Source organism: Arcanobacterium pluranimalium (assembly GCF_016907845.1).
Taxonomy (GTDB): domain Bacteria; phylum Actinomycetota; class Actinomycetes; order Actinomycetales; family Actinomycetaceae; genus Arcanobacterium_A; species Arcanobacterium_A pluranimalium.
Map to the genome: position 1 here is coordinate 829,102 of NZ_JAFBCS010000001.1, position 21,265 is coordinate 850,366.

The 21,265-nt window shown below is 53.2% G+C and carries 17 protein-coding genes; 11 read left to right on the top strand and 6 right to left on the bottom strand.

Annotated features, from left to right (window positions below; all coding sequences use genetic code 11):
- Nucleotides 1-2 precede the first annotated feature (2 nt).
- Complete coding sequence (locus JOD55_RS03460; protein ID WP_204398694.1) at nucleotides 3-1,733, top strand: ABC transporter ATP-binding protein; 1,731 nt, start codon at nucleotides 3-5, stop codon at nucleotides 1,731-1,733.
- 130 nt (nucleotides 1,734-1,863) lie between these two features.
- Here the strand turns inward: JOD55_RS03460 and JOD55_RS03465 are convergent, their stop codons facing one another.
- On the bottom strand, nucleotides 1,864-2,508 hold the full coding sequence (locus JOD55_RS03465; protein WP_204398696.1) for a PH domain-containing protein: 645 nt from the start codon (nucleotides 2,506-2,508) through the stop codon (nucleotides 1,864-1,866).
- A gap of 268 nt (nucleotides 2,509-2,776) precedes the next feature.
- Between JOD55_RS03465 and typA the strand changes: the two genes are divergently transcribed.
- The 6 genes from typA to JOD55_RS03495 all read left to right on the top strand — a co-directional run bounded on the left by typA (nucleotide 2,777) and on the right by JOD55_RS03495 (nucleotide 10,267).
- On the top strand, nucleotides 2,777-4,702 hold the full coding sequence (gene typA, locus JOD55_RS03470) for a translational GTPase TypA (RefSeq protein WP_204398702.1): 1,926 nt from the start codon (nucleotides 2,777-2,779) through the stop codon (nucleotides 4,700-4,702).
- A 32-nt stretch (nucleotides 4,703-4,734) separates the two neighbouring features.
- Nucleotides 4,735-5,226 (top strand): hypothetical protein, encoded by a 492-nt coding sequence (locus JOD55_RS03475; protein ID WP_204398704.1) that lies wholly within the window; start codon nucleotides 4,735-4,737, stop codon nucleotides 5,224-5,226.
- Nucleotides 5,227-5,278: 52 nt separating this feature from the next.
- Nucleotides 5,279-7,147: a VanW family protein gene (locus JOD55_RS03480; protein WP_204398709.1), complete on the top strand. Its 1,869-nt coding sequence runs from the start codon at nucleotides 5,279-5,281 to the stop codon at nucleotides 7,145-7,147.
- A gap of 90 nt (nucleotides 7,148-7,237) precedes the next feature.
- Nucleotides 7,238-7,561: a ferredoxin gene (gene fdxA / locus JOD55_RS03485; RefSeq protein ID WP_204398711.1), complete on the top strand. Its 324-nt coding sequence runs from the start codon at nucleotides 7,238-7,240 to the stop codon at nucleotides 7,559-7,561.
- On the top strand, nucleotides 7,561-8,697 hold the full coding sequence (gene dapC, locus JOD55_RS03490) for a succinyldiaminopimelate transaminase (protein ID WP_204398712.1): 1,137 nt from the start codon (nucleotides 7,561-7,563) through the stop codon (nucleotides 8,695-8,697). Before fdxA ends, dapC begins: the two co-directional genes overlap by 1 nt.
- Before the next feature lie 238 nt (nucleotides 8,698-8,935).
- Nucleotides 8,936-10,267, top strand: a complete 1,332-nt coding sequence (locus JOD55_RS03495; protein ID WP_204398714.1) for a citrate synthase — start codon at nucleotides 8,936-8,938, stop codon at nucleotides 10,265-10,267.
- Here the strand turns inward: JOD55_RS03495 and JOD55_RS03500 are convergent, their stop codons facing one another.
- The 3 genes from JOD55_RS03500 to JOD55_RS03510 are packed head-to-tail and all read right to left on the bottom strand — an operon-like array spanning nucleotide 10,268 to nucleotide 13,713.
- Entirely contained in the window at nucleotides 10,268-11,287 is a 1,020-nt protein-coding gene (locus JOD55_RS03500; RefSeq protein WP_275587019.1) for a glycosyltransferase family 2 protein, read from the bottom strand.
- A 51-nt stretch (nucleotides 11,288-11,338) separates the two neighbouring features.
- Entirely contained in the window at nucleotides 11,339-12,046 is a 708-nt protein-coding gene (locus tag JOD55_RS03505) for a Maf family protein (protein WP_204398718.1), read from the bottom strand.
- Complete coding sequence (locus tag JOD55_RS03510; protein ID WP_204398720.1) at nucleotides 12,043-13,713, bottom strand: DUF885 domain-containing protein; 1,671 nt, start codon at nucleotides 13,711-13,713, stop codon at nucleotides 12,043-12,045. Before JOD55_RS03510 ends, JOD55_RS03505 begins: the two co-directional genes overlap by 4 nt.
- A 133-nt stretch (nucleotides 13,714-13,846) precedes the next feature.
- Here JOD55_RS03510 and JOD55_RS03515 point away from each other — a divergent pair, with 133 nt between their 5' ends.
- From JOD55_RS03515 to JOD55_RS03525, 3 genes are all read left to right on the top strand, one after another.
- Nucleotides 13,847-14,878, top strand: a complete 1,032-nt coding sequence (locus JOD55_RS03515) for an adenylate/guanylate cyclase domain-containing protein (RefSeq protein WP_338022188.1) — start codon at nucleotides 13,847-13,849, stop codon at nucleotides 14,876-14,878.
- 219 nt (nucleotides 14,879-15,097) lie between these two features.
- Nucleotides 15,098-15,775 carry a response regulator gene (locus tag JOD55_RS03520; RefSeq protein WP_204398722.1) on the top strand — a complete coding sequence of 226 codons (678 nt, stop codon included), beginning with the start codon at nucleotides 15,098-15,100 and terminating at the stop codon, nucleotides 15,773-15,775.
- An 11-nt stretch (nucleotides 15,776-15,786) separates the two neighbouring features.
- Nucleotides 15,787-17,109 carry a sensor histidine kinase gene (locus JOD55_RS03525; protein ID WP_204398724.1) on the top strand — a complete coding sequence of 441 codons (1,323 nt, stop codon included), beginning with the start codon at nucleotides 15,787-15,789 and terminating at the stop codon, nucleotides 17,107-17,109.
- 152 nt (nucleotides 17,110-17,261) lie between these two features.
- On the opposite strand, the gene JOD55_RS03530 is transcribed toward JOD55_RS03525, so the two are convergent.
- Both JOD55_RS03530 and JOD55_RS03535 read right to left on the bottom strand, forming a co-directional pair.
- On the bottom strand, nucleotides 17,262-18,737 hold the full coding sequence (locus tag JOD55_RS03530; RefSeq protein WP_204398725.1) for an LCP family protein: 1,476 nt from the start codon (nucleotides 18,735-18,737) through the stop codon (nucleotides 17,262-17,264).
- A gap of 47 nt (nucleotides 18,738-18,784) precedes the next feature.
- Nucleotides 18,785-20,044 (bottom strand): LCP family glycopolymer transferase, encoded by a 1,260-nt coding sequence (locus tag JOD55_RS03535; RefSeq protein ID WP_204398726.1) that lies wholly within the window; start codon nucleotides 20,042-20,044, stop codon nucleotides 18,785-18,787.
- 211 nt (nucleotides 20,045-20,255) lie between these two features.
- Between JOD55_RS03535 and JOD55_RS03540 the strand changes: the two genes are divergently transcribed.
- Nucleotides 20,256-21,134 carry a glycosyltransferase family 2 protein gene (locus JOD55_RS03540; RefSeq protein ID WP_239538955.1) on the top strand — a complete coding sequence of 293 codons (879 nt, stop codon included), beginning with the start codon at nucleotides 20,256-20,258 and terminating at the stop codon, nucleotides 21,132-21,134.
- Nucleotides 21,135-21,265 lie beyond the last annotated feature (131 nt).

Genomic DNA, 21,265 nt, shown 5'->3' on the forward strand with positions numbered 1-21,265 from the left:
GTATGAAGTTACCAATTGCATCAAACAAGACGATTATCCGCGAACTCTCGGCGCTATTTATGCAGTTCAAAGGGGAATTTGCCCTCACGCTTGGCCTGCAAGTTATTGTGGCATGTGCGGCAATTGTAACGCCGTGGGTGATTGGTACTGCTATCGATCAAATTGCCCAAGGTGCTCCATATTCGTCCATAAAACGAAATATCTACGTTTTGATCATTGCGGTGCTCGTGCAAGCCCTCACTGCTTGGTTTGCCGATTATCGCGCCCGCGTGTTGGGGCAGAAAATCTTCCACACGCTGCGCACGAATCTGGTCAACGCCGTAACGCATTTGCCGCTTTCGGTGGTGGAAGCGGCCGGAACGGGCGATCTGCTCGGCCGCACCACCTCGGATATTGACCGAGTGGAGTTCGTGATCCGCCAAGGAATCTCGCGAATTGCAGTACTCAGCCTGACTATTTGTGTGACAGTCGGCGCGGCCGTTATTACTGATATTCGGGTGGGAATAGTGGTGCTGTTGGCGTTCATTCCAATGTTCTTTGTGCTGCGTAAATACTTGCGACGCTCCATCGCAGCCTACCTTGCCACCTCGGCGCTGATCGCCGAGTTCAACGGCGATATTGCAGAAACGGTTGAGCATTCGGCCACGGTTGACTCCATGAGTATGCGTGAGCACAGGATTCGCCGCACGGGCACGATTTTGCGCGAAATGTGGATCAATGAGCGCTACACCGCGTGGATGCGTGCCATTTTTGGTGCGCAAACGGCAATCGTGTTGATTTCTCCGATTGCGATTTCGGTGTTGTGGGGGAGTTGGCTGGTTGGACTGGGTCTGACGACTGCTGGTGTTGTGGTTACGGTAACGCTCTACGTCCAACAGTTGCGCTGGCCAATCGAAGAGCTCTCCTGGTGGACCGACGAATTCCAGTTCGCTTGGGTGGCTTTTGCCCGTATTTTCGGGGTTGCGGAGATTGCGAGTGATCGCCTTAGTGGCGAGGAGGTTCCGAGCGACGATGGCGTCTGCGTGCGTAACGTCGATTTCGCCTATCGGGAGGGCCACCCGGTGCTCAAAAATATTTCCCTCGATATTAAGCCTGGTGAGCGGCTTACAATTGTGGGTCCATCTGGGTCTGGCAAGTCCACGCTGGGGCGTCTCATCGCAGGTGTGAATCCGCCGCTCAACGGTCAGGTGGAGATTGGCGGAGTGGAGGTCATCCATCTGCAAGAAAAGATTCTCCATCAAACGGTGGCGCTAGTGACTCAGGAGAACCACATTTTCGTGGGCACAATCCGCGAGAACCTGCAGCTTGCCGCGCCGGCTGCGAGCGACGCAGATTTAAAGCAGGCGCTTAGCGCAGTAAATGCACACTGGGTTGAGTCTTTACCTGAGGGAATCGATACTAAGGTGGGTTCGGGTGCGCTTGAGCTGCCACCGGATTACGCGCAGCAACTGGCACTGGCGAGAATCGTGCTCCTTGATCCGCAGGTTCTTGTGCTCGATGAAGCCACCTCGCTGCTCGATCCTACCGCAGCTCGTAGCGCCGAGCGTGCCCTCGCACGCGTTCTAGAAGGGCGCACGGTTATTTCCATTGCGCACCGTCTTTACACTGCTTACGACGCCGATCGGGTTGCGGTTCTTATCGACGGCGAGATTGCGGAGTTGGGAACGCATCAGGAACTGGTGGCTCAGGGCAAAGAGTACGCTTCGCTTTGGGAGACGTGGCAGCAGGACTGAGCTGCCATCCAGCGTCGGGCTGGGTTTCCAGCAACGCAAAGCTCGGCTTACTGCTCGTTGTGCAGGCTGCCCAGCAACGTAACGCTGAGTTGCTACCAGTCGCGCGACAAAATCGCTGAGCCACAAATCGCTAGAGCCACAGCACCAAGGTGAGAACGATGGTGCCAGCTAAAGCGACCAATGGCAGGGTGTTAAAGCTGCTCACGGCACTGGAAGCTACTTTAGTGGAATGAGGAGAGTCTGAATCAAAAGCTGAATGTGTTGCGAGAGAATCTTGGGAGGAGCACTTCTTCTGAGCTTTGAGCGCAGATTGGCGACTTTCGATAATAAGCACGGCGCGCCGCACCGAAACGATCAACGGAACCCGGGCGTCGTCGTCGCGATCCCAATCGACATCCTTTTCTACCTGTTTTGACTCACGTACCGAATTTTCAAAGACGCCGGCGCGCGAGGGAATACTCCAGGCGGAAATCTTGCGTCCAGAAACGGTATGAACGATCAAACCCCAACGATTCTCAACGTAGTCAAGATCGCCCCACGGCACGTCCACCGTACGCGTGAGATTGACGATCCGCAGTCCGCGCGGACCAACCTCTGTGCGCGGATTTCCATAAGCCACCCACGCGAAGACGGCGATAAACGCCGAAATTGGCAACGCACGGAGAGCTTCGCTCCACCCTCCATGCCATGCTGAACCACCAGCAATAATCAGGGCGAGCGCCACGAGCGCATATCCGTAGAGTTGGGTACCTTTTCCACGCAAAATGTAGGTCATGATGAGATTCTTTCAAATTTCGCTGCCAGGGGTAAAATCTGGGTGGCTAAGAGCGCACATTGAATTGAAGATAACAGTGTTCTTTCGCTCGCACTTCGGAGATTTATATAGTTGTGAATCGCTAAAACAGCGTAGGATTTCCACGCTGGCACTTTCGCGCAACGCTTTCGAGATTTTGTTTTAAGTGCCTAAATTTGCACAAATCGAAATACTTCACAGCACCGCCGCGGTACTGGCGCGCAAGTAGCAAAGAAATGAGAACACACATATGACCGTACGCAACAGCCTGCGAAATGTTGCCATCGTAGCCCACGTTGACCACGGAAAAACCACATTGGTGGATGCCATGCTCTGGCAGGGTGGCGCTTTTGACCAGCGGGCAACGGTGGAGAAAACCGGCGAGCGCGTTATGGATTCGGGTGATTTGGAGCGCGAAAAAGGAATCACGATCCTTGCCAAGAACACCGCAATCACTTACACCGGCCCATCGGCTGCCGAGTTTGGGGCGCCGGAAGGCGTGGTTATCAACGTTATCGATACTCCTGGTCACGCCGATTTTTCGGGCGAGGTAGAGCGCGGGCTTTCGATGGTTGACGGCGTCGTATTGCTCGTTGATGCTTCGGAAGGACCATTGCCACAGACTCGTTTTGTGCTGCGCAAGGCGCTCGAAGCGAACTTGCCCGTCATCCCAGTGATCAACAAAGTCGATCGCCCCGATGCGCGCATTAGCGAAGTCGTTTCCGAAACTCAGGATCTTTTGTTGAATCTCGCCGCCGATATTGAGGACGTCGATGGGCTTGACTTGGATCGTATCCTCGAGATTCCAACGATTTATGCGGCTGCAAAAGCTGGCCACGCCGACACTGAGCAGCCGGCCGACGGCGATTTGCCTGCCAACCCCAATCTCGAACCGCTGTTTAGGGCGATTTTGGAATACATTCCTGCCCCTACGTACGACGACGCCGCGCCACTCGTCGCGCAGGTCACGAACCTTGATGCCTCGCCTTTCTTGGGTCGCTTGGCGCTCGTGCGCGTGTATTCGGGTGAACTGAAGAAAAATTCGTGGGTCGGTTTGATGGATGGCCCTGATTCGAAGCTTGAGCGCGTGCACGTGACGGAATTGCTGCGAACAGATGGTCTTGAGCGTAAGCCTGCCGAAACTGCTGGTCCTGGCGATATTGTGGCAATTGCTGGAATCCCCAATATCACGATTGGGCAAACTCTTGTTGATTTGGAAAATCCACTTCCGATGCCGCCGATTCATGTTGACGATCCGGCGATTTCCATGACGATCGGTATTAACACTTCGCCTTTGGCAGGAAAAGTGAAAGGTCACAAGCTTACTGCACGTCAAGTCCGTGACCGTCTGACGCAAGAGCTGGTGGGCAACGTGTCGATTCGCGTGCTGCCTACTGATCGTCCGGACGCTTGGGAAGTGCAAGATCGTGGCGAATTAGCGCTCGCGATTTTGGTGGAAACTATGCGCCGTGAGGGCTTTGAACTCACGGTTGGTAAACCGCAAGTCGTGAAGAAGATTATCGACGGTAAGGTTTTTGAGCCGTGGGAGCGCGCTACTATCGATGTGCCAGAGGAGTATCTCGGTGCAGTGACGCAGCTTATGGCGGCTCGCAAAGGGCAAATGACGACTATGTCTAACCATGGAACTGGTTGGGTGCGAATGGAATTTTTATTGCCCTCGCGTGGCATGATCGGCTTCCGCACCCAGTTCCTCACGCAGACGCGCGGTACCGGTATTGCGGCGTCAATTTCTGAGGGTTACCAGCCGTGGGCAGGCGATATTGAATCGCGCACCACGGGCTCGCTTGTGTCCGACCGCGCTGGTCAGATCACTGCTTTCTCGTTGCAACGCCTTGAAGATCGCGGCACGTTCTTCGTTGTGCCGGGCGATGAAACCTACGAGGGGCAAGTTGTGGGCGAGAATCCGCGCAATGAGGATATGGAAGTGAACGTCGTCAAAGCTAAAGAAATGACGAATATGCGCTCGTCCACTGCCGATGTGTTTGAAACGCTCCAAGCGAGTCGCCAGCTCACCTTGGAAGAATCGATCGAATTTGCGGCCGAAGACGAATGTATCGAAGTAACTCCTGAAACAGTGCGCATTCGCAAGGTAATCTTGAATACTGCAGACCGTCAGCGCGAAGCAGCGCGTCGCAAGAGGGCTGCACGTGCTTAGATATTTCTACTACTGATGCTGGAGCTGGGCAGATGCAAAAAACTGCTTTACATATTCTCCTAGGTCTGTGTTTGGGCGCTATCACGGCGGTAGTCGGCTCAATTGTGCAGGCTGGAGCGTGGAAACTGCCGTGGGGCGGTCTGGTTTTAGCTGCTGCAATCGTGGTGGCGGGGACGTGGTTCTCCTATGAAATCGGTGCGCTAGCAGCAAGTTTTGCTTTTGCTTTGGCGATGTTTTCGGTCACGGTGGTGCTGTTTTTCTTCTCGCCGAGCAACGATGTGCTCGCTTTAGCTGAGGATTATCGGGCGCACGCTTGGATTCTTGGTTCAGTGGTGTTGTCCGTCGTGACGATGATCAGCGTGGACGTGCTGTGCCGTCGTCGTTCTGTACAACATCGTGACGACGACGCGACGCAAGTTGCCGAGCAAACTGCGGCAACGCAAGCTGAGGGAACGCAAACTGAGGCAACGCACATTACGGCTGAACAAACTGTAACTGAGCAGGTTGAGGCAAAACACATCTGAGCCTCTTGCCTGATATGCGAGGGCCTTGCTTAGTTGGCGAGAAAGGAAGCTTGTGTCTGAGGAGAAAAACCCACGCAGTTGGGCGCAATCTGCTGATTCCGGCATTGCAGCAGATTCTAGCGCCGCGGCGGATACCAGCATGAACGCGGATACCAACGCTGCAGCGAATTCTAACGCTTCAAAGGATTACTGGGACTGGGACGAGCAGCGCTCCACAGAAACTCAGGAGCACAAGGCGCGAATGGCACGCTCACGCAAACGCTGGATTATCGGGGCTATCTCGACTTTTGCGGTGTTAACACTGGCGTATATTGGGATTGCTTTCTACCTTGGCGCACGCATTCCCAGTAATACCGAAGTTTCTGGAGTGCCAGTTGGTGGACTCACCAAAGATGAAGCCAAAGCTAAGTTAGAGTCGCAGCTGCAAGCGCGCACGCAGGCAGCGCGTTCGGTGAGCGTCAAAGATTCTTCCCAGAACGTTTCACTCAACCCAGCTGATTTTTCTTTACGTTTCGATCCAGATGCTTCCCTCGATCCACTGGTCGGTTTTTCGCTGAATCCGGCTCGCGTTGTGGCTCATTTTGGCCGCGGAAAGATGACGACGGCGGTAGCCACGGTAGACGACAAAAAGCTCGACACAGCACTTGATGCTGCGATAGCGCAGCTCAAAGTCGATCCGGTGGAACCGAGCATCACATTCGACTCCGCCAAAGCGAGCGTAGTTACTACGAAGGCGAAAAATGGTGTGAGTATCGATCGCGGGCAAGCGGCGTCGCACGTGAGAGAACACTGGTTTGATGCATCGGATAAAATAGTGCTCCCGAGCAAAAGCATGCCACCGCATGTGAGCGATGATCAGATTGCGGCTTTTGTGAAAAACGAGGTCGATCCGGTGATTTCGAAACCGGTGTCGGTAGTTATCCGTGAGAAAGTCATTGACCTCGAACCGCGAGACCTCGGTGGACTGCTCGTTTTTGAGGCAAAATCGGGCAAGCCGGTGCTTAGTATTAACAAAGCAGCTCTCAAAGACTGTTTGCGAGCGCGTTCGGGCGGGATTTTGAAGGATCCAGTCGATGCGCGAATTGAGATCGTCAATCACACCACTCCTACAGTAATTCCTGCTCAACCGGGTGAAGTGATTGATCTGGACAAACTCTCCCAGGAGCTGCTCAATATCGGTAAGCAAAGCGATCGCACTGTGAAGCCGCAGATCGTGCAAGGCGAGCCGGAGTTCACCACTGAGCAGGCGCAAAAAATGGGGGTTAAGGAAGTCGTATCAGAGTTCTCCACCCCGATCACGTCTGATCCGGTGCGCACCACAAATTTGCGGGTCGGCTCGCAAAAGGTGTCTAATCGCGTTATCAAACCGGGTGAAGATTTCAACCTTGAGCAGCTACTTGGTGAGATTAGCACCGCTCAGGGCTTTGTAAGCTCTGGGGTGTTGGTCGATGGTTTCGGCTCCGAAGCAGTAGGTGGCGGCCTTTCACAGCTGTCTACGAATACGTTCAATATTGGCTATCGCGCCGGTATGGTGGACGTTCAGCACCGCCCACATACGCAGTATTATTCGCGGTATCCTGCTGGATTGGAATCGACGCTGTGGTCTGGGCAGATAAATATGATCTGGAAAAACAACACGCCTTATGGTGCAGTAGTGGATTCCTATGTGGCTGATGGGCGGTTGGTGACGCGCTTGTGGTCTACCAAGCACTGGGACGTGCAGGTGTGGAGCGGCCCGCGCCAGAATTTGGTGCCTGCTACTACCGAAGTGAACAAAAAGAAAGACTGCACACCGTATGGTCCTGGCAATCCTGGTTTCACGATCACGGTTGGGCGAAAAGTGAGTTTGAACGGTCAAATCCACGAGGATTCCACCCTCACCTGGCGTTATAACCCTCAAAATGGCGCTACGTGCCAATGAGATCCGTCCTATTTATTGGCAACTTCTGCCAAAAAAGACGATACTTGAACTAAAGAAATCCCGTAAATCCTTTAACGATGTGGAGATAACGTGACGTACATTATCGCGCAGCCCTGTGTTGATTTTAAAGACCGCGCTTGTGTTGACGAATGCCCAGTCGATTGTATCTATGAGGGGGAGCGCACGTTATATATCCACCCAGATGAGTGCGTTGATTGTGGTGCATGTGAGCCAGTTTGCCCAGTTGAGGCAATCTATTACGAGGACGATCTCCCAGACGAGTGGTCTGATTACTACAAAGCAAATGTAGAGTTCTTCGACGAGCTTGGTTCACCAGGTGGCGCAGCAAAACTCGGTGTGATCAACCGCGATCATCCGATTATTGCGCAGCTTCCGGTGCAAAATAAAGACTGATGGCTCTGTTTGGTCACGCGCTCGCGGATTTTCCTTGGGACACGCTCGTTCCGATTCGCGAGCGCGCAGCTCTATATGCAGACGGTGTAGTTGATTTAACTATCGGCACTCCGGTTGATGATGTGCCCCGGTGTGTGCAACAAGCATTGCTCGAATCGGCCAACGCCCACGGTTATCCGCCTAATGTGGGTTCGCCGCAGCTGCTTGGCGCGATTCACAAGTGGGGGCTGGAGAGAAATATTCACTGCGATATTTCGGTGTTGCCTACGCTCGGTTCGAAAGAGATGGTGGCGCTGCTGCCTGCCATGCTTGGTATGGATTCGCGTCATAAGGTAGCGTATCCGCTTTGCGCGTATCCTACGTACGACGTCGGGGCGCGGCTCGCGGGAGCTGATGCGGTTGCCTTGGATACGAGTTCCGATCCTGCTCAGTGGCCTGCTGATATTGATCTACTCTGGCTTAACTCGCCTGGTAATCCAGATGGTCATGTGCTCAATGTTGAACAGCTTGCGCGGATTGTTGCCTGGGCACGCGCTCATAATGTAGTTATTGCTTCAGATGAGTGCTATTCGGCTTTGGTATGGGACGTTGATGAGGCGCCCTCGATCATGGATGAGCGGGTTTGCGGTGGCGATTCTCGGGGTTTGATCGCTCTGTATTCGCTGTCTAAGCAGTCTAATATGGCTGGTTACCGCGCCGCTTTTGTGCTGGGTGATCCGAGTTTGGTTGATCCGATTGTGGAGCTGAGGAAACACGCTGGATTTATGATGCCAATGCCGGTGCAGCGGGCGATGGTGGCTGCACTTGCTGATAGTGAGCACGTGCGTGTGCAACGCGAGGTGTATCGGCGTCGTCGTGAAATACTGCTGGCTGCAGTGCAAGCTGCGGGTCTGGAGAACGATCCGGCGTCTGTGGGCGGACTTTATCTTTGGGTGTCGAGTAAAGATGGCTCGGATGCGTGGGCGCTAGCTCGAGCTTTCGCGCAGTTGGGTATCGTGGTGGCGCCGGGGACGTTCTATGGAGCGGCCGGCGAGCGGCACGTGCGTATTTCTCTTACTGCCAGCGACGACGATATCGCTACGGCCGCGCATCGGATGCGTGAGTTTGCGCAGGCTTTGGCGCAGACTTCGCGATAGGCATAATCGCAGCTGCGGAATGAATACAGGCATATTTTTTGCGCGGATTTCGCCATATTGTAGCTTTTGCGAATTTCGCTTGGTGGAATTTTGTGGAAAAAATCATCTCGACATCAAGAAATCATGGGGTGTTTTCGTGTGATATCGGGTAGTCTCGGAATGTAGCACACGTTACACAGTACGTTCGGTGCGGAACGGTCTCGAAAAATCTCGAGTCTGTGAACGATAAGGAGACAACATGGCTAACAATGCGCAGCTCAGCGTAGATGGGAAGGCCCTCGAGCTGGAGCGCGTCCAAGCGGTTGAAGGAAACGATGGTTTCAAAATCGGCCAAATGTTGGGCGAAACTGGCACAGTAACTCTCGATCCAGGGTTTACGAACACTGCATCGTGTGAATCAGCAATTACGTATATTGACGGCGGGCAAGGGATTTTACGCTACCGCGGCTATCCGATTGAGCAGCTCGCGGCAAACTGCTCATTCCTTGAAGTTGCCTACCTGCTTATTTATGGCGAGCTTCCGGATGCGACGTCGCTAGCTGCATTCATTCACCGCATTAAACGGCACACTTTGCTCCATGAGGACTTTAAGTCATTCTTCACGGCGTTCCCCTCGCATGGGCACCCGATGTCGATCTTGCAGGCTGGCATTGCGGGCTTGGGCACGTACTATGAGGACACTCTCGACCCACACGATGAATACCAGCGCGATCTTGCGTCGGTGCTGCTCTTAGCTAAAGTTCCGACGATGATTGCCTACGCTTCGAAGCGGGCAACAGGATTGCCTTTGCTCTATCCAGATGCGTCGAAGTCTTATACTGAAGATTTCATCCGCATGACTTTCGGTTTGCCGTATCAGACGCATGACGTCGATCCGACGATCGTCAATGCGCTCGACAAGCTCTTCATTTTGCACGCTGATCACGAGCAAAATTGCTCGACTTCCACAGTGCGACTTGTGGGATCGTCCCATGCCAATATGTATGCTTCTGTTGCTGCTGGTGTGGGCGCGCTTTCTGGACCACTTCACGGTGGAGCCAATGAGGCAGTGCTCAATATGCTCTCCCAGATTCGCGAGCAAGAATTGGATATTGCCAGCTTCGTGAAGCAGGTTAAAGATAAGCGCAACGACGTAAAGCTGATGGGCTTCGGGCACCGCGTTTATAAGAATTACGATCCGCGCGCGAAGATTGTTAAGGGGCTGGCAGACGATATTCTCGGCCGTTTGCACGGGGATTCAGAGCTCTTCGATATGGCTCGTGAGCTGGAACAAGCTGCTCTTGAGGACGATTACTTCGTTGAGCGCAGCTTGTATCCGAATGTGGATTTCTACACTGGCTTGATATACAAGGCGATGGGATTCCCGACGAAGATGTTCACGCCGCTGTTCGCACTCGGACGTCTACCTGGTTGGATCGCTCAGTATCGCGAGCTGGTGCTGGATCCAACTCAAAAGATCGGCCGCCCGCGCCAGGTCTATATTGGTGCAAGCGAACGCGATTGGGTGCCAATGAGCGAACGCCAAAAGCAGAACCGGAAATTCGGTGAATTCAGCGACGGTCAGGTTTGATCATTCCTGATCGTTGAGTTCACGCTTGGTTTGTCGCTCTTGGTGAAGCGAAGCTACAGTGTTCTCCAAGCTCTCTATTTTTGCGATGGCTGCGTCCATTTTAGTGCTCAGCGTCTCTAAATCCTTTTTAGTGTCGAGATGAGAGGCATAAAGAGCGCTGTGGAGAGCGTCGATTTGCTGGTGTAGCTCTTGTGATAAGCGCTTGTAATATTCAGCGATTTGTAGCGCTTGGCCAAGCTGAGTCTCGAAGTGATCGTTATCTGCGTGATTAATTTCCGCACGCAGATAACGATCACGAGCAAGTAAGTTTGCTGAGATATGATCATCTGAAGCAAGAAAAATCGAATTACCCATAGCACCTTGCGCATCCTGGCGATGATGCCAGTGTGCCAATGGTTCGCCGTCGATAAATCCAGCTGAACCTTGTGCCAGCAGCCGAACTGAGAAGTCCCAGTCTGCTTGGGTTTGCATGTTCCCATTCCAGCCACCAAGTCTCACTGCAACGTCGCGCCGAATAACTTGAGCGATAGGAGGACTGTAACTTTCCACGAGAGTGTCTGTGAGAGTCCACCATGAACGGTTGGCGTCGAGTACTTCGCGGCCAACTTCCGTGATCGTGCCGTCGTCGTCGATCTTCTCTCTAACCACGTCACAACGTGCTGCAACCGCCACGTGATCAGGGTGTGCATCCAAAAACTCGACGCAACGTTCGAGGAATTGTGGCGCCCAGGTATCGTCGTCGTCATGGATCGTAATATAATCACCAGTCGCTACTTCTAACCCAGGGCTAATAGCTGCTTCTCTACCTGAGGCTTTGTCTCGATGAATGATTGTGACGCGGTCTCGTGCGGGCTGTGGGAGCTGCGAAACGCACGCCTCAACGGGAGCAGGGTCTCCGGCGTCATTGACAACAATCAGCTCAAAATCTTCAAAATTTTGGGCTGCCACCGATCCCAATGCCCTCGTAAGCAGCAATGGTCGATTCTGAGTCCTCATGATGATCGACACGCGTGGAGACATTCGCTCAACCTTTCTGTGAGTAGGCACCGAGTTGTGATTGCGATTTTTAGTCTAACAATCCCAAAAATCGACGATAGAGTGCCCCAACCGCTGTAAAAGCTTGCGCACAAGCGGAAGCGAGATACCGACGACGCCGTGGTAGTCACCCTCGATTTTCTCTACAAACGAACCGCCCAGCCCGTCAACAGTGAACGAGCCGGCAACATGGAGTGGTTCGCCGCTCTGGACGTAAGCCTCGATTTCGTGTTCGCTCAGTTCAGCAATATATACTCGGGCAACCGAGACTTCTCCCACGCTCGCACCAGTAGCAGTGTCGATAATGCAATGGCCGGTGTGTAAATCGCCCCACTGCCCGCTCATTTCGCGAAGTCGCTCCCGCGCCAGTTCAGGTGTGTGCGGTTTGCCAACTACGCTCCCGTTTATTTCCAGCATTGAATCGCAGCCAATGATAACCGTGGGCAGGTCCTGGTGTTCGTCACTACAATTTGTGCTGGCAGCGAGCTCAGAAATAGACCCATATACGTCGTGTGCCTTGGCATGAGCAAGTAACGTGACCTGCTCGGAAGCCGGCGGTCGGGCGTCGTCGTGGACATAGGACTCGTGCAGTTGTGCCAGCAGTGAGTCCTCGTCCACATTCGATACAGCGATCCGTGGCGTAATACCAGCATTAATCAAGGTAGTACGGCGAGCCGGAGACGCCGAAGCGAGCAGGATTGTGCGCGCCGCGGCGGATGTTTGTTCCTCAGCCTGAACGGTCATCGTGCCAAGGCCTCGCGCATCACGTCGAGTCCCATGGAACCCAAGCTCAATGCCTTGGTGTGCCAGGCTTTGAGGTCAAAGGCAGCGCCCTCGCGAGCTGCGGCATCTGCGCGCATCTCTTTCCAGAGCCGGTGCCCGATCTTATAAGACGGCGCTTGACCAGCCCATCCGAGATAGCGGTTGAGCTCGAATTTGAGGAACGAGTGATCCATCGCGACGTTGTCTTTGAGGAATTCCCATGCGACGTCGTGATTCCACACTGGCGAAATATGCTGGTATGTGGCCGGAGCGGGCTTTTGCAGGTGCACGCCAATATCGAGCACGACACGCGCGGCACGCAGGCGTTCTCCGTCGAGTACGCCCATTCGATCGCCGAGATCGTCCATGAAGCCCAGCTCAACCATCAACCCCTCAGCGTACAGCGCCCAGCCCTCACCGTGCCCCGATTTCCACGAGCCGTGGCGGCGCCAGTTGTTGAGCTGGTCTTTGAGGTAGGTGGTGTAGCCGATCTGGAGGTGGTGGCCAGGAACGCCCTCGTGATAGACGGTCGTTTTTTCTTGCCAGGTTGTGAATGTTTCAGTGCCGTGTGGAACCGACCACCACATGCGCCCGCCGCGTGAAAAATCGGCTGTTGGGCCGGTGTAATAGATTGCTCCGGTGCCAGACGGCGCAATCATGCACTCGAGCTTGCGCAATGGGTCAGGTATATCGAAGTGAGTTCCGCTGAGCGCGTCGAGGGCGCGATCTGATGTCTCTTGCATCCAATTGCGCAGCTCCTCGGTTGAGTGTAGCTGCCGAGCTGGATCGTTGTTGAGGCGATCCATAGCTTCTCGCACGCTCACCCCTTCGCCGTACAGTTCGCGTGCAATGAGGTTTTGTTCGTCAATAATGCGATTGAGTTCGGTTACTCCCCAGTCGTACGTTTCGTCGAGATCCACGGTAGCGCCGATGGCGTCGTAGAGTCGCAGCTCGTAGCGCTCGCGACCGAAAGCGTCTGTTTCTACGCCATGTGGGGCGACGACGTCGGCGAGGAACCTTGCGAGGTTAGCATAAGCTGCGCGAGTAGCTTGCGCGGCCGCTTCGACTTTATCGGCTAGCTCAGGACAGGCGGTTTTCGCTGTTTGTGCTAGGGCGGCAAGTGGAGAATCTTCGGCAGCGGTAGCATTAGCTTGGTCGATGCAAATCTCAATCTGGCGGATAGCCAGATCGGGGCCATTTTCTGCGCGTTGACGCAGTGTTTCGCGCCACCCGGCGAGCGCCCGCGGGGCATTGGACATACGAGCTGCAATAAGCTCCCAGTCGGCAGCCGATTCTTGTGGCATATTATTAAAGATTTCGGCAATGCCTTGGAGTGGTGTGGCGATATTGTTGAGATCGCCGTCCTCGCCGAGCTCGTGGAACTCGATTTGGGTGCTGAGCTCTTGCTGCATCGCTGCTTGGGTGACTCTGTCGGTTTCGTCTGCTGGTTGAAGCTTAGCTAGGGCAGCGAGAGTATTACGGTTGAGCTCTGCCAATGTGGCGTTACCCTCAGGGGAGTAATCCTGATAGCCAGATTCGTCTGCACCTGGCATGCCTAACCATGTGACGAGTTCAGGATTCATATCCAGGAGGGATTGCAAGTAGCCGTTGGCGAGTTCGTCGATCGCCGTTAAATCGCGTGTAGTCATAAGATAAGAGTACAGGTATTTGGCGTTGAGAAAACGTGCACATGTGTGCTTTGCTGTGTGAACTTTGCTCAGTTTGCTTCTTGAGGTGCGTATCAAGCTTCAAAATTTAAGAAAACTTGCTAGAGTAGTAGCTGTGACGCCCGCCACAAGTGATGATTCTGCAGAGAAGATGCCGACAACCGTTGAACAGCACGTTGCTCGGCTCCTTGGTGGTGCCTCCAAATACACTTTGCGAGAAGTTGCTGAACTCGCTGATGTTGACGCTGAAACCGTGCGTCGTTTTTGGCGTTCAATGGGATTCCCAACGATTAGGAATGCTGATCAAAAAGTTTTCACTGAATACGATGTGGATGTGATTCGCGCTCACATTGACATGGAGGATTCTGACCTCGCAGATGCCGATACGCTTAACTCACTTATCAGGGCACAGTCACACCTAGCCGATCGCATGGTGCTGTGGCAGCACGAAGCTCTTGTAGAGGAATTTGAAGGGCGATTTGGGATTGATGAGGTTTCGGCACGCTATATGGTGTTGGATCGAATCAACGAGTACGAAGAGTTCCTCGTTTACCAGATGAAATATGCCTGGAGACGGCATCTTTCGGCGCTGCTACGCAGATCTGAAACTGAATTAGAGGATCGTTCCAAGGTGGGCGCGAAAGAAGAAATGCAGCTCATGCGCGCCTTTGGATTTGTTGATCTGGTTTCTTTCACTCACACTTCGGGAGAGCTATCTCCACACGCTCTCGTTGATTTTATTCGTACTTTTGAGTTCACTTGCCGCGACGTTATTTCCATGCGCGGTGCGCGCGTGGTCAAAATGGTTGGAGATGCCGTGCTCTACATTGCCGACGATCTCCACACCGGAGCGGCAGTGGTGAATGATATTGTCCGATCTTTGCAAGATACTCCCACAATGCCCGATGTGCGAGCTTCTCTAGTGTGGGGAGGCGTGGTTTCGCGCTTTGGCGACGTCTTTGGACCGAAAGTTAATCTCGCTTCACGGTTGTGCAGCGTCGCGCCCGTGAACGGCATTTTGGTTGACTATGAAACAAGCGAAAGCTTGCGTCACCTCGATCCGGATAAATACGACGTCGTGCCCTATGCTATTCCGGAATTGCAAGGAATAGGCTCAATTGACGCCGCGCAATTAATAGTGCGTTAATTTTCTTCTATTCTTGCTTTCTTGAACGAATCTTTACTAAAGTGAAAATAGCTAGGGGTACCTAAGTGGCACTCCGTAGCGCTGCACATGGCATCGTGAAGTCGTGCGCGGCGTCATGAGGCTTTACCAGCATCATGAAGTTGTGCACAGCATCGTGAATAAGTGCTCACCTATACTGAATCGCTTATCGTGATTTGAGCCGAGAGAAAGTTGGACGCCGTGACGAAGGTGTTACTCGTTGAAGATGATTCCGCGATTTCGGGACCGCTCGTTCGTGCACTGAGCCGCGAGGGCTATGAAGTGACGGCAGCTGCTACTGGAGAAGCAGCCCTCAGCGCGATGATTAACCCAATTGATTTGGTGATACTCGATCTCGGCCTGCCCGATATGGACGGTTTGGACGTCGCTCGAAAGGCGCGTCAAGAGGGACGCGATTTCCCGATTTTGATTCTCACGGCTCGTTCTGAAGAAGTCGATATGGTTGTGAGTCTCGACGCCGGTGCGGATGATTACGTTACGAAACCTTTCCGTTTGGCGGAGCTCCTTGCTCGAGTTCGCGCTTTGCTGCGCCGCTCGGTTCACGACGACCGCAATTCAGGTGAGCTTAATGCGCAAGATATTCGAGTGGATGTGGACGCTCACCGTGCCTATTCAGGAAGTAAAGAGCTGCAACTCACGGCCAAAGAATTTGAGCTTCTCTCTGTGCTGATTAGCCATGCTGGTTCTGTTGTTTCCCGAGAAGATCTCATGCGTATCGTATGGGGTTCTGCGGTGGATGTGTCTACCAAGAAACTCGATATGCATATCTCGTGGTTGCGTCGAAAATTGGGCGACGACGTCACCTCGCCTCACTATATTTCCACCGTTCGCGGAATGGGATTCCGTTTCGAAGTTTAACTGAGGCATAAATGAGACGCCGTGCGATTCAGATGACATCGGCAGCGGTGGCTGTTGCCGTACTTTTTCTAGGAATTCCTGCGATCCTCTTTGGCGTGTCTACTATCTGGCAATCAGCTGAAAAAGCTGTAGCTTCGCGTGCTGAAACAGTGCGTTCGGTCATTGAACGGCGTGAAAATGAGCATGTGGTGATTTCTCGCGGCCTGCTCGAATCTTTCGCCCAAATGTCTGATCCTGACGATGCGCATATCACCTACCGAAAATCGGATGGGACGGTGCTCAAATCAGGCAACGCACTGCCCATTTCACCTGATACAATCACCAAAATCGAAGAAACACGATCGGGCTCAATCATCACAGTGAGTGTAGAGAAAGGCCCGATCTATGTGCGCACAGTATTGCTGATCATTGGGGCGGTTGCCCTTATTATGGCGGCTTTTGTTATTGGCGTTCTTATGGCTATGCGTCAATCTCGCAAGCTTTCTGCTCCGCTGATTTATATGGCCGCTTCGGCAGAACAAATCGGTGCAGGGCAGGTGCGCCCGCAGATAAAACCAAGTGGCATCGAGGAGATTGATCTCGTATATCAAGAGCTTGAACGCACAGCGGATCGTATCGCTGGACGCATTGCTGCTGAACGTCAATTTGCAGCTAATGCGGCACATCAGCTGCGCACTCCGCTCACTGCGTTATCGATGCGAGTTGAGGAAATCCAATATCTGACCGACGATCCCGAAATCAAAGAAGAGGCCGAAAAAGCGCTCGAGCAAATCGGGCGACTCGGCGGCGTGGTTGACGAGCTCATGGCTAATGCCAGCTCGGATCATGGCAGAAATTTTGAAGCAATCGCCTTGCACGACGTCTTTGAGCAGCAAGGAGACGAGTGGGAAAAACCATTCCGCAAAGCCAAGCGCACGCTCGCTTTTGATGTAGGGGAAGACGCCGTTGTTCTCGCTACTCCGGGTTCTGTCTCCCAAATTTTGGCTACGTTGATCGAGAATTCGCTCAAATATGGTGCAGGAACGACCACCGTAACTGCCACTAAGAACGGCCGGGTTGTGCAGATAAAGGTCTGCGATGCGGGGGAAGGCATCAGCGATGAACTCGTGCCACATATCTTTCTCAAAGGAGTTTCGGCAGGTGGATCGACTGGGATCGGTCTTGCCGTGGCCAAGGATCTCGCTAAAATCAACGACGGCCGACTCGAGCTAACGGCGCAAAAACCGGCAGAATTTACCTTGACGCTGCGCACAGTGCCTGAGTCACTCGGTCCGGATCGTTTGCTTCCGCAAGGTGCGATTCACGCCGTCGGTGCGCGTCGTCGTCGTCGCTAATAATGCCTGCGCACCCGGACACGTGACTCTGAGCGATACGTTGAAATTGAGAAACCCTTTGCGTGAAAACGTGGGGCTTGCGTGAATACGGCGAGGGTTTGCCTGTGCGGATGCGAAATCGAAATCCGCACAAGACGCTAGCTTGAGAGACGCTAGCCGAGTTTCGGCTGCAGTTCGTCTTTGGTGATCTCGCCTGACTCTACGCGCTTCCAGAACTGCGGCAGCTTTTCCTCGTCGAGTTTCACAGCCGATCCCACGCGTCCTGGATGGTAGTTGAGGTTGGCGATGGGCGGCACGCCGATGAGGCCGTCGTCGCTCATTACTTTGCGCAGATTCAGTCCTGCTTTCCCGATATCGAGCAAAGAGTCATTAGTGTCGACTGTGAGCGAGTCGGCTGCAGCTCCTACCAGCGCCTTTTGAGTTGAGGGGCTGTAAAGTACTTGAGACGACGTCGCTTTTCGAAGCAGAGATTGCACAACTTGCCGTTGACGTGCGGTGCGGCCAATATCGCCCAAAGGATCGGCCTTGCGCATGCGCGCGAAAGCTAGGGCGGTGTCGCCATTGGCAGTGTGGCAACCGGCCGTCCAATTGAGATTGGACCAAGGATCGTTGATGTTGTGCTCGTAGCATAAGTCGATTCCATCGACTGCATCGGTGAGGTTTTTGATGCCGTCCATTCCGACTTCAATGTAATGGTCGATTTTCATGCCGGAAAGCTCTTCGACGGTGGCCACGAGCAGCTTAGGCCCGCCGAAAGAATATGCAGCATTGAGCTTGTTTTTCTCATGCCCCGGAATGGAGACGTAAGCATCGCGTGGCAGTGAAATGAGTGAGGGATTGCCGCTGTCGGGCACGTGGAAAAGCATCATCGTGTCCGAGCGTTGCCCCTCGGTGCCGTCCTTGATCGCTGCTCCGCGCTTATCAGACCCAACGAGAAGATATGTGGTGCCGGAGGTGTCGGCTTTGCCGGAGAGGGCGTCGAGGTGTTGAAGCTTGTCATTGCCGTAGTTGTAGAGGTGATAGCACCAGCCGCCGACGGCGAGTACCACGATGAGCAATGTGCCAAGGAGTGCCCAACACACCCGTTTGACGGTCTTTTTTCGCGATACGCCCGATCCGTTTGTGCCAAGGTCACCTTCGCGCGCGTGCGTAGAATCGGCTTCTGTGCGCGAGATTAACGGTTTTTGAAAAGACGACGGCGTCGCACCCGCACCCACTCCCGCACTGGATGATGCCGGAGGATACGCCGGTGGATATGCTGGCGGCGTTTCAGATTCGGCTATGCGCTCATTCCTGCGAATCTCGGATTGCGCAGGTTGTGCAGATTGCGCGGGGTGCTCCGGTTGTGCAGTGCGCGTCGTATTGGGGCGTGACGACGACGGTGGGTATGCAGGTGGGTAGGCGGGCGGAGTGCTCGCGTTTTGCCTGCTAGATGCGTCTTGAGCGAATGCTGAACGCCGAATCGGTGCTGGAGGTCCAGTTCTTACCGGAGGTTTCAGAGGAATTTCTGATGACGCTGCTCCTTGTGCAGGAGTGCCTGTGCCAACCCGGCGCGCGCCGTGTGCTGATGGACGGCGCCCTTTCGATTTTGGTTCGAATGAGGGTGGTTGCTTGGAGGCGTCAGTCATGCGAAATATTCCTATTTACCAGTTGTGTCCTATTAGCCAATCGTAGTCTATTTGCCTGTTGTGGAGGTCGACTTCTTTCCTGTTGGCGTGGTGGTTTGCGTATTGCCGTTCGCCGGTGCTTGCTGCGTGGAGCCGGTTCCGGTTGTGCCCGGAGTTGCTGCTGGCGCATTTGGCGTGATGACCAGCTCCTTTTGTGGGTGCTGGGGAGCCATTGCGCTAGGCGGAACTGGGGTGTCGGTGCGGAGCGCATCCCACAGCGTTTGAGCTTGTGGAGTGGCTTTGGCACGGTTGCCAGCAAGAGCGTAAGGCATGGTAATAAATTTTACGTTATTGCGATCGATGTCTTTGAGGGAGTAGAGGAAACCGCTGAGCCATTTCAGATCGCCTAGACCGGTTGAGGTTTGTACGTTTTTGGTCACGTCCGTGAGCAATTGGTAGAACTTAGGAAGATTCGTGAAAAGATTCATGCTCAGAATTTTTGTGACGATTTTTCCTACGAGTTCTTGCTGACGGTCAATACGAGAGACGTCGGAGCCGTCGCCTAAACCGTGGCGTGCACGGGCGAGAGCTAAAGCGTCAGCTCCCATGAGGTTGTGGCAACCCGCAGCGATGTTAAGGCCAGAATAGGAGTCTTTCACGTTTGTTTGGAAACACATTTCGACGCCACCGATGGTGTTGACGACGTCTTGGAACGAAGCGAAATCGAGAACTACATAGCCATCAACAAGCACTTTCGTCATCGCTTCAACGGTTTTGACTGTACATGCAGCGGCTGAGTTCACATCGCCATTAGCTCCACCAATTTGGAATGCGGAGTTGAACATTCCTTCGGCTTGAGCCTTAGTTACCTTGCCAGTTTCGAGTGTGCACGAAGGGATGGACACGAGGGTGTCGCGTGGAATTGAAACGACGTCGACGCGCTTACGATCTGCGGAAACGTGGGCAAGCATTGTGGTATCGGAACGCATGCCTTCGACTTTTCCGCTTTTGCCGCTACCGTCAATATCGGATTTTCCGTTGCGCGTATCTGAGCCCAAGATCAAGATATTGAGGGGCTGGCCAGCTTTTTGGTCTAGCGGTAGAGCTTCTTGTGGGCGCTCTTTTTCGTCCAAAAGTGAAGCGAGGTCATGTTGCTGCACGTTGGTTTGTAGACGATAAACGAGCATTCCAAACGCTGAGGTTCCACTAAGAACTAGCGCAAGGAATACTAAACCGAATACGCGAAGAAAATTGCGCGAGCCATGGTGGCGCTTCTGGTGAGCAGGCGCACGGTATTCGGTAAGTTGTTCTTCAGTCGTTTTATTCACGAGTTAAATACTACTGCGTTCTTTGGAGAAAGTGCGTCAGCCTGTAGTATGAAAAATTCCGTTTACTTGGTGTGGCATGCGTCAGTTTCCGACATTTCGTATGCAGATGAATGAGCGCGGTAGAGTATTTAGGTACGATATGCAAGGATTCATTTTCTGCACGCTAATTCTATCGCTGTTGCTATATTACTAACGCGCATGACCTGCGATTATGGCATCGGCATTAAGAGGGAAAGTTTTGAAACTGCGAGTTATCACAATAGTTTATAATCCGGGCGAAGAGCTGCGGAACTTTTGTTACAGCGTATTTCGAGCTTTCTCTGATGCGCGCTTGGTGCAGTCGCACATGGAGTTAGTTATTGTGAACAACGGATCACCGTGTGCCATTTTAGAAGATCTGCAAAATGAGTATCCGATTACAGTGATTGAACCTAGTGAGAACCTTGGCTACGGGCGTGCGGCAAATCTTGGTGCACAAGACTTTGACGGTGAATGGATACTCGTATCGAATCCTGATGTGGTTTATGAAGATACTAGTATTGCTGATCTTGTTGATATAGCGGAGTTTTACCCGCGTGGTGGCGTATTTGGGCCGAAGATTCTCACTCCTGAAGGAGATATTTATCCCTCCGCACGTCATTTCCCACGTTTGGTATCGGGAATTGGACACGCACTGTTGAAACCGGTGTGGGAAAATAATCCGTTTACCAGGAGGTATCAGGAAAATGAGTCTGTAGATCGCACGCACGAAGTAGATTGGCTCTCTGGTGCGTGTTTGCTGATTCGTGCGCGTGCATTTTTGGAAGTTGGCGGCTTCGATGATCGCTTTTTCATGTTCTTTGAGGACACCATGCTCGGTGAAGCTCTTAAGGAACGGAATTGGGCTTCGGTATTTGTGCCACAGGCTGTTATTATTCATGACCAAGGAAAGTCCTGGCGCGATCGACCTGCTCCTATGATTAGAGCTCATCACGAGTCGGCGCGCACCTATCTCAACGCAGTGTATTCGAAGCCCTACCAGTGGCCACTTCGATGCCTGCTTGGGGCAGGCTTAAAGATTCGTGCGGCTCTTATGACGCGTGGTAAATAATCTGCTGTGTGTAGAAAATGCAAATAGGCTTTCTCGTGTGATGCTTAATTAGTTGTGTGGGGTTGAGATTCTAAATCTCAACCCCACACAACTAGCACGTCTCAGCTAAATCAGCAGATTCTGATTATTGC